The following is a 16,899-nucleotide window of genomic DNA, read 5'->3' as shown; positions in this document are numbered from 1 at the left end:
TCACTTTACGAAACATCAAACATTTAGGAAATCAAGAAAATGGAGTTTTTTTGGAAAAAACCTAGTTTTTTACAAATTTACCTGCATCTACTTGAAAAGATTCCCAGTTACTTTTCTCATCAGTAGTTGGAAAACTAGTACCGGTAGCAAAAACCTGTGTTTTGAGGGGAAGAAGGTCTTTAAAATTGGCCTTTCTCTTTTCATCTAATTCTCCAAGAACATCGTCGATTAATAAGATTGGTGTACGAGAAAGACTCTTTTTCAAATATTCAAACTCCGCAAACCGTAAGCCCAAGACCAAGCCACGTTGCTGGCCTTCAGAAGCAAAATTACGAGCATCTTTTCCATCCAAAAGGAATTCGAAGTCATCCCGGTGTGGTCCCCTGCGGGTCGTTCCAAATTGGCGGTCTTTCATTCGCTCATTCAGCAATCGATTTGAAAAATCTGCCAATGTAGAAAGTTCCAGATCCGGTCGATACAGTACACTCGCCTTTTCCAAGCCGTTTGAAAGAGATTCGTAGTAAAAAGACAGAGTTTCCGAAATAATCGGTAATGCTTGTAAACGAAATTGGTAAATTCGATAGGCATTTGGAATTAAACTTTGTTCAAAGGCATCTAATTCCCTATCTCCCCCGCCCTTCTTGAGCAAAGCATTACGTTCGCGTAATGATCGATGATAAATTTTTAAAGCCTCGAAATATTCAGCCGAGGAGGAGGATAAAAGTAAATCAAGCCATTTTCTCCGATCGGACGGGCCCTCTCGAACTAACCTAAAATCTCTCGAAGAAAAAGTAACTGCAGGAAATTCACCCAGGTAATCCGAAAAACGCTTAATTTTCTCTCCATCTACTTCAAGTTGCTTTTCACCTTTATCGTGAAACTGAAATAAGGTTTCTCGGTCCTCTTCTTTCTCATCTTTAAAGCGAAAGAAAAGCCTACTGGTTTTCGTTCCCACCCGAACCAAGCCATCCATACCAGATTTCCGGAAAGATCTTAAATTCGAGGAAATCCCAATTGCTTCTAACAAATTTGTTTTTCCCTGTCCATTTGCTCCAATAAAGAAAACATGATTTCCGGAAAAAGTTAAATTTGCAGATTCAATGTTCCGAAAATTTTCTAAATTTAAATCAAGAAGGCGCACTTACTATTTTAAAAAGAGATAACAGATGAATACGCCCCTTCCTGATGAAGTTCTTTACTCACTTGCTCAAAAGCAGAAAGCAGATTGACCCAATCACTTTCCCCGTGCTCCCAATACGAACTTACCCGAATTAACCTTCGAACTTCACTCGTCGACAAACCCATCGATTGAGCGATCCCTGAATGCCCTGCCTTACCGGTGGAACAGGCAGACCCCGTGGAAACTGAAAAACCTAGTTTATCTAATTTCCCGACCCAACTTAAATTTTCGAAATCGGGAAGTACAAACATTGAAGTATTCCAGAGGCGTGGACTATTTAAACCCAGAATTTTCACTGCCGGAATTAAATTGATTAAGCTCTTCTCAAATTGATCCCTCCATTCTGTCCGGTTGCCCGGAGAATTTAGCTGAAATCGAACCTCTTTCCACGCGGTAAGCATAGAGGTGATTGCCGGATAATTTTCTGTCCCTCCACGCTTTGACATTTCCTGCTCTCCTCCTAATTGCATACTGATTGGTTCTTTACTTGCAAACCATCCAACGCCCTTAGGACCTGAAAACTTGTGCGCACTGACAGAAAAAGAGGAGCATAGATCAAAATCATCACTGGGTAATTTACCAATCCATTGAGTCGCATCACAGTGAAAGAAAACACCTTTTGAAAAACAAATCTCTGCCAACTCTTTCCATGGTTGAAGGACGCCAGTTTCATTATTTGCTGCCATAAGAGAAACAAAACAAATATTATTTTCACTCAAAAGATTTTCAATATTTTCAAGCACCACCCTTCCCTCCTGATCAATGGGAAGGTATCTTATTTTGTCCTTAAACCAATACCTTGCAGGTTCAAGAATGCTGGGGTGTTCAAAAGGTGAAACGAGGCAGCATAAACCAGCATTCGCTTGGGTCGCAAAATGAGCAAACACTCCATTATTTGCCTCCGTTGCACCAGAGGTAAAAATAATTTCTTCTTTTTTTAATCCAAGATCTTTCGCCAATTCTTCCCGGTCTAATTCCATCCTCGCACGAATTCGGGCACTCGACCGGTAGGGAGAAGATGGATTATGCCAATCTTCCGCAAGTGCCCTGCGATAAACCTCTAAAGCATTTTCGCTAATCGAAGTGGTCGCGTTGTTATCAAAATACGCCATTTCAACACTCATTAACTAACGAGAAGGCGGAATTGAGGGAATTACTAAAACTTGGCCTAACTTTAAACTATCCTTACTCGGCAGAGATTTTCGATTGGCTTGAAATATTCGATCAATATGGGAGGAATCCCCGTAAAGTTTCCTACTAATTGCATATAAACTATCCCCTTGTTGTACGGTATAGGTTCGTGCTCGAACAGTGGGACTGGTCTTTGGCTTGGGAGGAAGTGCAATGGGTAGTCTGGGTGTAACATTTTCTGACTTGGTAGTACTAATCTGTCTCGAATTTAATGGAAGCCCTTGACTTGCCCGAAGGTCTGCGATCTCTCTTGTTAATCGATCATTTTCTTTTTTTAATGATAACGAATCGAGTAGGTCAGAATAAGGTTCGCCGGGAAGTTCTCGAATGATTTCATGCTCTGCAGTTACAATTAATTGCCTAACCTTTGGTGCTTCTCGTGACTCGTTTTCAAGTAAGAGAAATCTTCTAAAATGATAAATTGCAGCAATTGGATCTTTTCGGGAGTCAAGTGTTAGAAATAACCGGCCGGCCTCAAGGTGAGAATTGGGAGAATTCATCGCTCGACGGGTAACAGAGAGGAACTCGTCTAATGCCTCTTCCTCTTTTCCTACTTTTAAGAAGGAACGACCGCGTTGAAACGCTGCATCTTCTTCCTCATCCACTATTGGACCACTTTGACTGCATGCCCCCACAAGAAGTGTGAGTAAGATAATGTTTAAAAATTTACAAAAATAATCTCTCATTTATTCTCCAATATAACTAAAGATAAGCGTTCGTGAATGAGGGGCACTGCGATGTTCCCACAAAAAAAGCCCCTGCCAAGTACCGAGATCAAGCCTACCATTTGTAAATGGGATAGTTTCACTCGTTCGGGTTAAAGCCATCTTTACATGGGAAGGCATATCATCTGGACCTTCTAGTGTATGAACAAAGTCAGGATAATCTTCCGGCACAAGGTTCTCCATGAAATTTTCCAAATCCAATCGAGCAGTCGGGTCCGCATTCTCCATTAGTACAAGACTACAACTAGTGTGTCGGACAAAAACTGAAACGACGCCATCGGAAAGACCTGAATCATTTAACCCAAGTTCTACCTCTTCGGTAATTTCATATGTTCCTTTTCCTTTTGTTTTGTAGTTCCAATCTTTTTTATACACTGCCATTTTAAAAGAATACTTTCCCTTTTCTAGAAAAGGAAAATACTTTTGGCAAGGGTTGAGAGTGAAGAATGAGATAATGACTTACTTTAACTCTTTCTGCTCAACTTCAATAAACATTGAAAAGAGATTTTTTAAGCTTCATTGGCTTTACGATTAACAGCGAAGTTCCGTTTCTGAATTCAACCATGCACGCAACGAATGGATTAGGTTTAAAACTAACTCCTTTTTAGGGTCTTGTTTCGCTAATGAAGTAATCAACACAAAGGTTGCTAGTTCTTTTTCTTTCTGTTCAAGGTTTGCTAACCAATCTTGCTTGACTGGTAATCCTTCTAGCCTTCCAAACTGAAATAGTGTCTTAAGCCAAATTAAAGTCGGATCTAATCCTTTTTGCAATGCGGTAAGAGAACGAATAAAAAGGGTTCCAAAAGGCAAAGTGTCCTGAAGGTGAGAACCATTGTCCAAAAATAAACGAGCGAGGGAAGAGGCCACTTGAAAGCGAAAGTGATTGTGTGCGATTTCCGGCCTCTTGGATAAGATTTGGAAATCCTTTACAAATGGAAGTCCTTGACCATCGCTCGATTGCCTGGTGACCAATTCAACCTCATCAAAAAGGTCGGGGGGCGGTTGAGAAAGTACCTTTTTACTCAGCCGAAATAAGACGACTCGCAAGCCATACCGTCCAGAGAATAATGATATTCGAAGATGTGACTCGCCCGTTTCGACTCGGTCAAGTATCGTGCCCTCCATTGCTTGGACAGGAGACGGCATCGCAATTTAATCCTTAGAAACAGGAGGTTTCTTCGTGGTTTTGCGGGTTCCAGAACGAGGAGTATTTTTCTTCGACGGGCTACTCTTTTTGGACGGCGAAGGTTTTTGCTCTTCCTCCTCTTTTAATGCTTTGACGGTGGAGGGTGGGATAACAGCGCCTCCAGAAATTAACATCTTCATCCCATCACCCACTGAAATACTCAATCGGTAAATATCTTCGGGAGGAAGCATAAGTAGAAATCCACTTGTGGGGTTGGGAGTAGTGGGCACAAAAACATTAGTCAGTGGTTTCCCAATTACTTCAACAGTCTCCCCCGATGCATCGTTGGTTAAAAAACCGAGCACATAGCAGTCAGGTCTGGGATACTCAACCAGTACCACTTCTTTAAAAACGGCTCGATTTTCTTTCCCAAAAGTTTCCACGATCTGCTTAACCGAGTGGTAGACAGTATTAATAAAGGGTACTTTTCCCAGTACTTTTTCAGCCGATGAAATAAAAAACTTCCCTAATACATAATTAGATAAAAAACCAAGGATGGTTAATGATAACACCCCCACAATTAACCCCAACAATCCAAGTAAGGATTCAAGTCCAAAGAAAAAACTTTCCTCTCCTAAGCCCAACTGGCTAAACAATCGAGTAACCGGCTCCTTAAAAAGGTTTAATAAAAAATCGAGAACAAATATTGTTGTTCCCAGGGGTAAGAAAATAAGTAATCCAGTAAGAAATGCGTTCCGGAACTTTCTCGAGAATGGTGCGATTTTAGTTGTCACTTCTCTTCGCTAAACCTCAAAAGATTGGGGTGCGAGAAGAAAATTAGGCCAAAGCGAATCTTTCTCAACAATAGCCAATGCATTTGCCTCCTCAATACGCATATTTTTTCGATCGGTGTCATTCCGGTCATCAAACCCAACAAGGTGTAACCAACCGTGGATTAAATAAAGGCTGAGTTCTTTCTCTAGAGTCAGATCACGGCTTTCTGCCTCTTCTCTCGCTTGGTCCACTGACACACATATTTCACCCACCATTTCATTTTCAGGATCTGCGGGAAAAGTAATTACATCGGTAGGACGATAATCCTGAAGAAAATCACCGTGAAGCTTTGAATGTTCGGCTTTATTTAAAAAAGCTACTGAAAGCACGCCATTCGACATATTTTCGTGAATTAAAAAAATTCGTTGAAAAAACTTATTTAACTTATCCTCAGTATATGAAAGTGCAGGATGTAAATTGGTATACTCGATCGTGATCAAAATTTTATCATTTTTTTGATTGATCACTAAAAGGGGACGAACTATCACGGCCCGGAGACTTTGCATTCTTTTCTTCCTCAGGATATTCAATTCGAGTATGAAGCATATTCAATGTGGTTTTGATAAAACTTTTTTTGATTTTAGCGACCTCCTCCAGGGTTAAAGGGCATTCATCTAATTGCCTGTCTTCCAACCGGTCATGGAAAATACTTTCTAGTAATTCTTCCACACTATGCTGAGTAACTTTAGGCAGACTTCTCGCAGCAGCCTCTACCGAATCAGCAAAGAAAATAATCGCGCTTTCCTTAAAGCGGGGCTTAGGGCCATCATAGCGATAAGTGGACTCATCGGGTTCTTCGGTATCAAGTTCCCCATAAGGCAGTTTTTCCTGTTTAATTTTTTGCTTCGCCTGGTGGTAAAAGTATTTCACCAGCGTGGTCCCGTGGTGTTGCCTAATCACATCTCTAAAAATCTTGGGCAGTCCACTTTCCCTTGCCATTTCAATCCCTTCTTTCACGTGGCTTTTTATGATTAAAGCACTCATGGCGGGATTCTGCCTATTGTGGGGGTTTCCGAATTCACCTTGATTCTCAGTAAAATAATGAGGCTGCGCCATCTTTCCGATATCATGAAATAGAGAACATGCTCTACATAAAATTGGATTTGCACCTACCGCAACAGCCGCATTTTCCGACAAATTAGCCACCATTAAGCTATGGTGATAGGTACCCGGGGCTTCGACCTGCATTTTACGAAGAAGCGGATGATTAAAATCAGTTAACTCAAATAAAGTAGCATCGGTCGCAACTTTAAAAATGTGCTCAATTAAGGGCATTGCAGTGAGCACAAGACCACCGGTGAGAACTCCCATTACTAATGATGCCAACGCATGATTAACCGAAGCTACCCCCCATCCTCCCGAGGCAAAGCCAATACCGAGTGCTAAAATCGCCCCCGTTAATCCCGCCATAGCTCCTGCCTTGAGAGCACTTCCCCGAAGCCTGATTTCCCGGCAGAAAAAAGCACCGACCAAACCCGCACTTAAAGAAATCGCCAAAGCTTCAATCCCTGCATTTTGCATCGTAGCGTGAAAGATACTCGTCATCAGGGCCGATAGTGCAGCCATTCTCGGTCCCACAGTAATCATCACGATCATCGGTGCAAAAGCAATCGGGATGAGGTAAGGAATTAAGCCGATCAATATAGTGTTTCCCCCAAACAGATCCGTGGATCCCAATTCTAATATTAGCCTGGACAAACATAAATTGGAAAGTATCGCCACTGCCACGATAGTAGAACGGATAGTATCTCTCCAAAAATTAGGCAGTACCAAACTGATGTAAAAAATGGCAATAAGGAAGGTTCCTGCAGTAATAAAGATTCTCTTGGGCAAGAGGTCTCGGTCTTCCACAGTGAGGGAAAGAAATTCTCCAAACTTTTCTAAGTCACTTTCGGTTAATTTACTCCCTTTCTTAAGTATGACATCGCCCTCCTGCACCATCACCACAGGTTGCTCCATCTCGGCGATGGCACGATTTTGTGCAGCTGTGGTTGCTTCACGATCGATATCTCGTAAGAAAAGACCTTTTTTGACAAATACCGAAAGATTACCCGCAAGTTCATTACGGAACTGTTGAGCGGAAAAAGAGGCATTTTCATCTACGCTCTCAATAAAGTCTTCCAGTAACAATCCGGTCTCTGGAAAGGGGCCATCATTGCTTAAATGTTCTTTTAATTTATTTAAATAAAGGGAAAGTTCGGGGAAATCAGGAGCCAAACTCTCTGCATCAAGATTAAATCGCAAACCGTTTTGTATGCCTTCGATCACAATAAGGTTATTGGATAGATTCACCATCGTATTATTGATTAAAAGAGTAGCATTCGCCTCGGAATGAAATTTCTGGTCGACAGAGGGAAACTTGACCACTCCAGTTAGATGAAGTTTACCGAGAAGCTCCTTAATAATCTCGAAAAACGAGGATGGATCAGAAAAGTTACGCCATAAAAAAAGACCATCCAGTTCAGCTTGACTCACATTGAGATTAAAATTGGCCTCTAATTCATCCCGCAAGGATTCTCGTGCGATAACCTGGCTTTCCAAATCCATTGAACTCAGTAAAACGAGCCCTTCCTCTAAACGAATCATCGCTTTTTTAAAACTTTCCTCGCCCGCAATATTCTGAGAAAACTCACGGGGAGTACTGCTACGAATCCATTCTTCCGCGTCCCTTCTTCTAATTTCACTCTGAAAAGAAAAAGCACGATCTGAATAAACATTCTCAGGTGCCACTTCCCCCAATGAGCGCAATCCAGGTGGATCTTGTCCAACGAAACAGATAAAAACAATGGAGGTGGCAAAAATCAGAGTAAAAAATACTTGCTTTCCCACATTCTCCCAAACTCCTCGAATCCCAGATGACAATTTTAAATCCTCGCTCCCCTCCTTCAGGCTTTTCCTTCTACGGGCGAGCTTGCGACCATTCTTTTTTCGTAAAGGTTTTTTTTCTTCCATTACAATTACAGGAATTTAGCATTCAGGCTTTTCATAAGCCGAGATTATTTTACTCACGAGCGGATGCCGAACTACATCTCGATGATCAAATTGATGAAAATATACTCCATCTACATTCGAAAGCGTTTTGTGGGCTTCCACTAATCCAGATTCCTGCTTGGATGGAAGGTCAATCTGTGTGACATCTCCAGTTACCACCATTTTACTGCCTTCCCCCAATCGAGTCAAAAACATCATCATTTGAGAACGAGTTGTGTTTTGAGCTTCGTCAAGGAGTGCAAAGCATTTCCCCAGTGTGCGTCCCCGCATGTAGGCAAGCGGAGCAATTTCAACCACTCCAGTTTCAATTAATTTACGAGCCTCAATGGGACCAAGTACTTCATCCATTGCATCGTAGAGGGGTCTTAAGTAAGGTAACAATTTTTCCTCTAAGTCACCCGGTAAGAAACCGAGAGCTTCTCCCGCTTCTACAGCAGGTCGGGCAAGAACAATGCGCTGCACATCTCCTCTCAACAATGCATCTAGTGCTAATATCATAGCGAGGAAAGTCTTTCCGGTACCAGCGGGACCGATCCCAAAGACAAGGTCATGTTTAATAATCAAATCTAAAAAGTGTCTCTGACTAAGATTACGAGGAACAATCGAAGTTTTTCTTATCTTTAAAACCAATGGTTTTGAAAGTAATTCGCGAAGTTCCTTGGATTGACCAGTTGCAATTTTTTCTAAAAAACGAATAAAATCGGCTCCTCTCGGTATAAAACCCTGTTCTTGTCCGATTTGGAGAAGAGAAAATAACTCTTCGCATTGATTGACGCCCTGCTCATCACCACTTATCTGAAGCGAAGAACCTCGAGCAACTAAATGAACACTTAGACTCTTTTCAATGGATCTTAAGTTTTTCGGCTTTTCTTCGTAGAGCTTGTGAAAATCTCTTTCTGAATCAAATTCTAAGGTACTTTCAGCCATGAAAATTAGAGGACATAAAAATGATCAACTGAGATCATAAAGGATGCTTTTTCGGAACGATCAAAGACCAATTTAGCTCACGAGAAAAGCGAGAAAAAAAGTGACGAATGATTGTGGGGAAGAGAAATTCATGGAAATCGTAATTGAGAGATTACAATACATTACCTGCATAACCAATCGCAAGTCTTGAATAAAGAGTTAAAAACGATTCAAGTTGCCAATCAAACCAGTTACCTTTTGTGACATTGGATGAATATAATAAAAAATCATAAATGAATGTTCTTTTTGTTAGTCCCGAAGTGGGTCCATTAGTACGAGCGGGTGGACTAGGAGATGTAGTCGGGGCACTTCCACTTGCCCTTCGCCAATTGGGAGTGGATGTAAGAGTTCTCTGTCCATTGCACAGGGAATGCAAGCACTTGGATTCTAAGTTATTACCCACTACCATTACTCTTAAATTTGGATTCAAATCATATTTATTTCAATTTTTTGAAACAAGGCTTGGCGATTCAGATATTCCCGTCTATCTGCTCGAAAATAAATTTCTTTTTGACCGTCCAGGAATTTATGCCGATGAAAATGGCGATTATATTGACAACCCGCTCCGTTGTTTTGCCTTAAGTAAAGCGGCATTATCCATAGAAAAGGCGACCGGTTGGAGACCCGATATTTTTCACGCCCACGATTGGATGGCGGCGCCTTTACCTGCCTACTTAAATGCTCAATCATCCCCCAAAAGAAAGTCTCGATCGGTTCTCACCATTCATAATTTGGAACATCAGGGTTCATTTCCAGAAAAAACTTTTTCACTTTCAGGTCTTCCGAGCATATTTGGCGGAATTGAAGGTTTTAATCATTACAATGCAATGAACCTCTTAAAAGGAGGTATTCAGCATGCAGACAAGATCACCACGGTGAGTCCCAGTTATTCAGAAGAAATACGTACTCCACATTATGGTCAGGGCCTTGAAACTTCTTTGCAATACAGAGGTGCCGATCTGATCGGTATTTTAAACGGAATCGATGAAAATAGTTGGAATCCAGAGACTGACATTGCCCTAAAACATACGATCCATCCAGCCGAACCAGAAAAGGGGAAACGAGCCAACAAAATCGCCCTGCTTCAAGAAATGAATTTACAATTTGATGAGAAAACCTCTGTTTTTGGAGCAGTCTCTAGATTGTACCATCAAAAAGGCTTGGATTTATTAGTGGACTCTCTTCCCGATCTCTTCGCCACACACAGAAACTTTCAATTTATCTTACTCGGTAGTGGAGATAAAAATGAAGAAAACAGATTCAAAAAACTGGCCGAACAATTCCCGCAAAACATTAGTGTTTTTATTGGGTTTGATGATGGACTTGCCCGCAGAATATTTGCGGGTTCTGATTTCTTTTTAATGCCCAGTCGGTTCGAGCCCTGTGGACTAGCGCAACAGTATGCTATGAGATATGGCACCATCCCGGTCGCTCGCAAAACAGGAGGCCTTGCAGACACAATCGTAGACCTATCAAGTAACCAGTCTTCCACTCCCAATGGATTTCTTTTCGAAGAATGCACATCCGCATCACTCAGTGAAGTTATTAACAGAGCTTTAGTACTCTTTAACAATGCAAATTCTTTCCGGCAAATCCGAAAAAATGCAATTGAGAACCCTTGTTCATGGGATTTAGCGGCCAAAAAATACACCGAAGTATATGACTGGGCATTGCGCGAAGATTTGCATGGGTAAGTCTGTGTGCATAACTTTCTTCTAAAATCAAGGGTTTCCCCTTGCGAACTAACATCTAGAAAAATTAAAATGTAGCATTTATTTTGTAATTTCTCTCTCTATTTATGATCTCTAACGGCCCTGCACGAACATTCACCCGAAATGCGGTGGAAGCATGGCTATTTCGTCTCTCCGAATGTGATTGGGAAAAATTCATAAATAAAGATCATCTTAAAATCGGCCGATCCTTTTATCGAGAAGGCACTCTTTCCTCGCTTGATATCCAAACAAGTCAAATCATTGTGACCCGCAAGGTGAATCGGGTAGAAACCTATTCCGTGATTGAATGGAACGAGCAAAGACCTGAAATTCGAACCTCTTCCCCCGACGATACACTCGGAATCGCCCTCGGAACCGCCGGCCTTTATGAAATTGAAGAATTGGTGGCCGAGATCCATGAGGAAGATCCTCTTCTTGAACAACTCACTCCCTCGGAGGTGGAGATACCGAAGGAACCAGAAGAACTCGAAGAAGAACCTGCTCCTAAACCCACCTCTACTAAGAAGCAGGCACCTACTCTTATTCCAATCACTGTCTTAATCGAGGTCTCAACTTCTAAAGGGTTAACGGCAACCCCACTATGGCAGATATCAAAAAAGAATCAACAGCGAGCCTATGGTTTGCCCATTACCTCGAAGCTTGAAAATACTGACCGCCCCACCCTAATGAACTTCGTTGCAGAAGCGGGGAGAAAAGGTTTTTTGTTTGAAAAAACCAAAGGCCTCTTTCGGCTAAAAGATTGGAAAAATGTAGCCTTATTTGCAGAAGAAGTCCTACCCCATTGGGAGAGAAGCTTTACTCTTCAATTTGAAGGGGATGCCAAATTACTTCGGCATGGGCAAAGAAAACTGAGCTGGGAAATTGAGGCACGGAGTAATAATGAGCAGGAAATGACTCTTCGAGAAAGCTTTCAGCTTGGCACTCTTCGCCTCGGAAGTGAACATACTAGGAAAATTGCAAGAGCTCGAAACGGAACGACATATATTAGAGGTCATGGATTGGTTCGTCTCGACCAAGACCAACTGGAAGACTTTGAATGGTGGCAAAGGAATCGGGGGGATAGCAGAAGAACAAACTGGCCTCGGTATATGCTATTTTCTCTCTTCGCCCGAAAATATTTAAATGCCCGACCAGATGGAAAATTAGCTGATTGGCAAACAGCGATAATGAACCCAGAGAAAAATGGGATTTCAAAAAAGTTTTCCTTTTTACGACCTTATCAAAAAGACGGAGTGGCTCACCTGAACACCTTGCACAAATTGGGATGCCATGGGTTACTTGCCGATGAGATGGGCTTGGGAAAAACCATTCAAACTCTCGCAATTCTTGCCGGAAACTCTCAACAAACTCTTTCCGACATTGTGATTTGCCCCGCTTCAGTCGTTCCAGTGTGGGTGAGGGAAGTAAAAGAACGCTTTTCACAAATTAAAGTTCAAATTTTAAATAAAGAAAATCACTTTGAAAAAAAGGAAGAGCCATGCCTTTGGGTGGCCAGTTATACCCAACTGAGAAGACATCGCAGTCTGCTTGATGAAAATAAATTTAGGTATGCGATTTTAGACGAAGCTCAATTAATTAAAAACCCGAAGGCAAAGGTTACTCAAGCATGCCTATCGATCGAAGCTGATCATAGACTTGCATTATCTGGAACTCCGATCGAAAATACTGCCCTTGATTTGTGGACAATTTTTCGCTTTCTCATGCCCGGATTATTAGGGGGAAGAAAAGAATTTGAAAATGAATTAATTGCAGATCCAGAAGCTACTGCAGTACTTCTTCGTAAACAAGTTACTCCCTTTGTATTACGAAGAATTAAAAGCGAAGTGGCTAAAGAATTGCCTCCAAAACTAGAAAATGAAATAAGCTGCGTTTTAAACGATGAACAGAGAAAAGAATATCGCAAACTAACTGAAGGTGCGATTGCAGAACATGGAGACAACTTAAAGCAAGCAATTAAGCACGCTCCCACTCATGTATTTTCCTTACTCACCCGACTCAGGCAAGTGTGCTGTGACCTTGCCTTGCTCCCATGGAGAGAAGGATTACCGCCTACTGGCTCAAAAGGTGAGATTTTGTTGGAAAAACTCAATGAACTTACCAGTTCAGGGACAAAAATAATCGTATTCAGCCAATTTACCTCCTTTCTCAAAATTTTAAAAAATTCGATTACTCAGCAAATTCCAGACCTGCAAATTTTAGAACTGACCGGCTCGACCCGAAATCGCACACTGCCCGTGGAAACCTTTGAAAACTCCTCCGGTCCAACTGTAATGTTAGCCTCTTTGAAAGCCGCCGGTCTTGGAGTTACCTTAAAATCGGCAGATTATGTATTCCTAATGGACCCGTGGTGGAATCCAGCAATAGAGGAACAAGCAATTGACCGGGCACACCGACTAGGCCGGACCAAGCCCACCTTTGTCTATCGGTTGGTGACTAAGGGAACTGTGGAGGAAAGAGTCCGGGCACTACAAATCTCAAAAAAGGAAACTTTTCAAAAGATTATCGGCGACATGGATCGTCCCAAAGCACTGACTAACCACTTTACAAACCTAAAAGATTTAGTCGAATTAACTGATAGCTAGGGGCTTAGAACTTAATCGTACGTAATTTTACGCTTCTTCTGTATCAGTAACCGATGAAGTAGACTTCTTCCGCCATTTTCTAAACATTCGAAAGCCGGGTAGCATAAATAAACCAGTTACCATTATGTAAGTGGAAGGTTCAGGTGCAGCCGAAAATTGCAAATAAAAATCTCCACTGTCGTAATGTACACTCCAATCCTGTCCCCATTGATTGTATTGTCCATTATTACTAGCGTTGTAGGCTAAATCATCAAAACGAAATTCAAAATAGTCATCTATATTTCCCGCATTCCATGCTCCCCAAGTAATACCACCACCGGATCCTCCTCCATCTGTGAGAAACTTAAATCCATTGGTTGTCTGCCTAGACTTCCCCCATATGCTACCAAAATTATCTGGTGCACCTTCTGTTCCATCGCTTGACTGAATCCCCATAATGTTAATCGTAAAGCGATCACTACTTGAACCAAAGCTAAGGTTTGTAAAGTTCATAACATCGTAATCTGTACCACCCGTTGTGCCATCAAAATCTTGCATCTCCCAATCATAAACCCCTCCTCCTTGTAGGCTTAGAGTGGTTGCTGTAAATGAACCAATTGCATCGTCAGCATCACCATTTCCAAATCCAATTTGTTTTTGAGATGGACTTAATGAAGAAGAGATGCCCTGTCCTGGAGACAAGTAATCAACTTCATTAGCACCAGACCCAATAGTAACACTCGATACAGTGCCATCTCCTCCGATTAAACTCTTTCCAGATCCACCCTGGATGGTCTCACTTATGGTAACCCCAGAACTAACCTCAAGTTTACCTTTATTGATGGTAATAGTACCACTTCCAAGTGAATCATCATGCCCGGCAACTACCGTTCCGTCATTGATATCCATCCCCCCGCTAAAGGTATTATCTCCAGTTAATTTCAAACGACCAACGCCCGATTTTGCCAATTTTTCAGATCCACTTATTACTCCAGTTTCAAATACCTGTTCTTTCGCGTAATCAGCGGCGGTCGTTCCTGTTGCTACTTTGATGATATTGGATGAGCCAGTTCCCGTGAGTACCACTCCTCCAGAAAATGTTGCTGTGGATTGTGATTGTGCAAACCCTAATTCAATTGTACTGGCACCCGTATTATCCAAGGTAAGGGTTGTTCCTGCTGCTCCTTTTAAATACTCAATCACCTGTGTTTCACCACTACCGGGATTTAAAGTTAGTCCACCATCGGTAAGATTGATAAAACCCTTATCACCACTACCAGATGCCAAATTTATATTTCCCGTTAATTCTTGATCGCCTGCACCCGTCTTGATTATCGATAAGTCGGTACTGGCAGAAGAGGTTTCGTAAATATTGCCAGTAAAATCAAAAGCATCGGTTCCGGTATTACCTGCTGCAGAGTGTATTGTGAGTGTACTTCCATCATCGCCTCCCAATATATTTCCTGAACCGGTCAAACCACTGAGGACGGTAGAACCAATTCCGGATGCATCAAGATCTATATTCCCCGAACCACTGTAGTGGGTTACAGTCGCAACATAATCGTCATTTTCAACTCGAGTGTTACTAGTTCCTACTTTTGCCAGATTTGCGGTGTAAGCATCAGTATTATCAAACTCAAAAATAAGAGCCGTGTTGAGAGACATGCTCCCAGAACCATCATTTTCGTGAATTGCCATATTCAAAGTCTGGTCGTCAGTAGATTGCCAAACCCAGTCCGGATCCATAATTGTGTTATACCTTGTGGTTCCGTTTACTTTAGTAGCACCATTAGTGCCTGAAGGCGTGGGAGGATTACCTGCGGTGTTAATGTCATAAAAACGAATACCAAGCTTTGCATTGGTTGCTGCGGTTAACAAAGCCCAATTTGTAGAAAGATCTGTATCTTCGCCGCCAGTTTGTTGATCCGCGATCTTAAATCCCGACTCAATGGGAGTGTGCCAGTTTACAAAGGCGGTATCATCATCATTAATTCCATCGCCATTGTTGATTGTCACATTAAAACCGAATTCCCCTGCGGGAATAGATTGTTCAGGACCTGCAGAACCAAGTCCTGCAAGCCATTTGGCATCTTGACCTATAGTTGTCCTACTCGTTAACGGAGTCCAATAACCCTTGAAATTGGTAGTAGAGGCAGAATCTGCATTTCCGCCAGTTCCACCAACTGCTCCGTCATCACCCAAATCTTTGAAAAATCCTAATTCGATCAAATCTCCGTTATAACTTTGATTATCGGCTTGGTCTTCATAAAGTGCGGTTGGAGACCCTCCTGCTGCAGTTAAGCCTTTCAGAAGTTTGGTGGCACCCCCAGGATCACTCGCATTCAAATTAGAAAAATCAATCCACGTTGAAAAGTTGATTGTTTGTTTTGCGGAGAACAACTTGATTTGTACCAAGAAAGCAAAAATCGTAACCCAAAACCACTTGGGCACACGGTATAAGAAAATAGCGGGCATTGTAGAGCTATAATATCAATCCTAGAATCAGGCAGGTCAAATTAAAAATTAGTAAATTAAATCATCACATCATTAGATTAAGTTATATCGAATTATTAATCAATTTCATGTATATTTCTCCTCAATTTTATTATGGGAATATACTTGCAAAATGGGGTATTCTGAGAGTAGATTTTCTAGTATGAGATTAAGCCCTATCTCAAATAAACTTTTTTTTGTAATTCTAAAACAATTTTGGATTCATTCGTGCTAATTAAAATTGCGAGAAATCCTTACTATAACATACTTTTAGAAGTTTGTATTCGTTTATTCTTTGTTTGCTCATTGGCGACATTCCATTCCCTTAAATTAAAAGGAAATGAACAACAAATAGTTATCCACTGGACTACGGAAACCGACCTAACGAGTTCAATTCTTCTCAAAGACAGAAATGGTGTTAATCTGGATTCAGGTTCTAGCAGTAACGGAGATGGTACCCTCGCGACTTTGGGCTATTTTGATTTGGCGACCAACAGCAACCCATTCACAGGAACTTGGATTCCTTTGACATTTGGAACTAGGCTAGGTGACTCGAGTAGTGGTTATGGTTTTGCAGACGGGACTTTCGGTTTTACAACCGTTTTTACAAAAAACTCAAATGTGGTGAGCGTATACCCAAATGAACCAGCCAATTACAATGTTAATTCTGGTATCACTATTGTAACGAATGCTCCTCCTGCAAATCATCCGATTGCAATTCGATTTTATGACCGAATGATTACTGGTCCTTCTGCAAGATATAATACAGTTACCGGCCCGCAATGGAAATGGCCCGCATTTTCATCTGGTGTACCCTCAAACTTATATTTAAAGATTAGCAATGCAACTCCTCCGAGTGGTTCCACTTGGAATTACGGCAGTACATTTGAAGATTCAGATCATAACTTTTCGACCTTCCTACAAGTGAAGGCAAACTTAACTGCCTCGGTATCTACAGGAGGTTCACTCAACCCTGATCCTACCGGGGCACATGACTATGATTCACTCATTGCGCTCAATGCAGTTCCTACTAACATTCATTGGGAATTTGTCCAGTGGACAGGTTCCGGTGTAACTGATTCATCTATCGCCAACACAA

At 41.6% G+C, this 16,899-nt stretch carries 12 protein-coding genes and 1 pseudogene; 3 read left to right on the top strand and 10 right to left on the bottom strand.

Features of this window, described 5'->3' with window-relative positions; all coding sequences use genetic code 11:
• Positions 1-61: 61 nt before the first annotated feature.
• The 9 genes from recF to ACKPQ5_RS06185 all read right to left on the bottom strand — a co-directional run bounded on the left by recF (position 62) and on the right by ACKPQ5_RS06185 (position 8,974).
• Positions 62-1,141 carry a DNA replication/repair protein RecF gene (gene recF / locus ACKPQ5_RS06225; protein WP_407678235.1) on the bottom strand — a complete coding sequence of 360 codons (1,080 nt, stop codon included), beginning with the start codon at positions 1,139-1,141 and terminating at the stop codon, positions 62-64.
• 8 nt (positions 1,142-1,149) lie between these two features.
• On the bottom strand, positions 1,150-2,304 hold the full coding sequence (locus ACKPQ5_RS06220; protein WP_407678234.1) for a cysteine desulfurase family protein: 1,155 nt from the start codon (positions 2,302-2,304) through the stop codon (positions 1,150-1,152).
• A 3-nt stretch (positions 2,305-2,307) separates the two neighbouring features.
• Positions 2,308-3,057 carry a Cell division protein CpoB gene (locus tag ACKPQ5_RS06215; protein WP_407678233.1) on the bottom strand — a complete coding sequence of 250 codons (750 nt, stop codon included), beginning with the start codon at positions 3,055-3,057 and terminating at the stop codon, positions 2,308-2,310.
• Entirely contained in the window at positions 3,058-3,477 is a 420-nt protein-coding gene (locus ACKPQ5_RS06210) for a secondary thiamine-phosphate synthase enzyme YjbQ (protein ID WP_407678232.1), read from the bottom strand.
• A gap of 150 nt (positions 3,478-3,627) precedes the next feature.
• Positions 3,628-4,242: a hypothetical protein gene (locus ACKPQ5_RS06205; RefSeq protein ID WP_407678231.1), complete on the bottom strand. Its 615-nt coding sequence runs from the start codon at positions 4,240-4,242 to the stop codon at positions 3,628-3,630.
• Between the two features lie 6 nt (positions 4,243-4,248).
• Entirely contained in the window at positions 4,249-5,016 is a 768-nt protein-coding gene (locus ACKPQ5_RS06200) for a DUF502 domain-containing protein (protein ID WP_407678230.1), read from the bottom strand.
• A gap of 9 nt (positions 5,017-5,025) precedes the next feature.
• Positions 5,026-5,523, bottom strand: coding sequence for an rRNA maturation RNase YbeY (ybeY, locus tag ACKPQ5_RS06195; protein WP_407678229.1), 498 nt, complete (start codon positions 5,521-5,523; stop codon positions 5,026-5,028).
• Positions 5,504-8,008 carry an HD family phosphohydrolase gene (locus tag ACKPQ5_RS06190; protein ID WP_407678228.1) on the bottom strand — a complete coding sequence of 835 codons (2,505 nt, stop codon included), beginning with the start codon at positions 8,006-8,008 and terminating at the stop codon, positions 5,504-5,506. The genes ybeY and ACKPQ5_RS06190 overlap by 20 nt, the downstream gene beginning before the upstream one ends.
• Before the next feature lie 15 nt (positions 8,009-8,023).
• Complete coding sequence (locus ACKPQ5_RS06185; protein ID WP_407678227.1) at positions 8,024-8,974, bottom strand: PhoH family protein; 951 nt, start codon at positions 8,972-8,974, stop codon at positions 8,024-8,026.
• A 272-nt stretch (positions 8,975-9,246) separates the two neighbouring features.
• Between ACKPQ5_RS06185 and glgA the strand changes: the two genes are divergently transcribed.
• Entirely contained in the window at positions 9,247-10,707 is a 1,461-nt protein-coding gene (gene glgA, locus ACKPQ5_RS06180; protein ID WP_407678226.1) for a glycogen synthase GlgA, read from the top strand.
• A gap of 104 nt (positions 10,708-10,811) precedes the next feature.
• Positions 10,812-13,328 carry a DEAD/DEAH box helicase gene (locus ACKPQ5_RS06175; RefSeq protein ID WP_407678225.1) on the top strand — a complete coding sequence of 839 codons (2,517 nt, stop codon included), beginning with the start codon at positions 10,812-10,814 and terminating at the stop codon, positions 13,326-13,328.
• Between the two features lie 27 nt (positions 13,329-13,355).
• Here the strand turns inward: ACKPQ5_RS06175 and ACKPQ5_RS06170 are convergent, their stop codons facing one another.
• Complete coding sequence (locus ACKPQ5_RS06170) at positions 13,356-15,782, bottom strand: beta strand repeat-containing protein (RefSeq protein ID WP_407678224.1); 2,427 nt, start codon at positions 15,780-15,782, stop codon at positions 13,356-13,358.
• Between the two features lie 324 nt (positions 15,783-16,106).
• Between ACKPQ5_RS06170 and ACKPQ5_RS06165 the strand changes: the two are divergent.
• Positions 16,107-16,899: pseudogene (locus ACKPQ5_RS06165) on the top strand (hypothetical protein); the annotation flags it as partial.

The sequence above is a fragment of the Candidatus Seribacter sulfatis genome (assembly GCF_964187635.1).
GTDB lineage: Bacteria > Verrucomicrobiota > Verrucomicrobiia > Opitutales > Seribacteraceae > Seribacter > Seribacter sulfatis.
Note: the sequence above shows the minus strand (reverse complement) of the source record. Positions and strands in the feature narration are given on the sequence as shown.

Excerpts from the sequence above, each read along its gene's own strand:
- ACKPQ5_RS06220 (WP_407678234.1), bottom strand. The coding sequence starts at position 2,304 with ATGAGTGTTGAAATGGCGTATTTTGATAACAACGCGACCACTTCGATT.
- ACKPQ5_RS06215 (WP_407678233.1), bottom strand. The coding sequence starts at position 3,057 with ATGAGAGATTATTTTTGTAAATTTTTAAACATTATCTTACTCACACTT.
- ACKPQ5_RS06210 (WP_407678232.1), bottom strand. The coding sequence starts at position 3,477 with ATGGCAGTGTATAAAAAAGATTGGAACTACAAAACAAAAGGAAAAGGA.
- ACKPQ5_RS06205 (WP_407678231.1), bottom strand. The coding sequence starts at position 4,242 with ATGCCGTCTCCTGTCCAAGCAATGGAGGGCACGATACTTGACCGAGTC.
- ACKPQ5_RS06190 (WP_407678228.1), bottom strand. The coding sequence starts at position 8,008 with ATGGAAGAAAAAAAACCTTTACGAAAAAAGAATGGTCGCAAGCTCGCC.
- ACKPQ5_RS06185 (WP_407678227.1), bottom strand. The coding sequence starts at position 8,974 with ATGGCTGAAAGTACCTTAGAATTTGATTCAGAAAGAGATTTTCACAAG.
- glgA (WP_407678226.1), top strand. The coding sequence starts at position 9,247 with ATGAATGTTCTTTTTGTTAGTCCCGAAGTGGGTCCATTAGTACGAGCG.
- ACKPQ5_RS06175 (WP_407678225.1), top strand. The coding sequence starts at position 10,812 with ATGATCTCTAACGGCCCTGCACGAACATTCACCCGAAATGCGGTGGAA.
- ACKPQ5_RS06170 (WP_407678224.1), bottom strand. The coding sequence starts at position 15,782 with ATGCCCGCTATTTTCTTATACCGTGTGCCCAAGTGGTTTTGGGTTACG.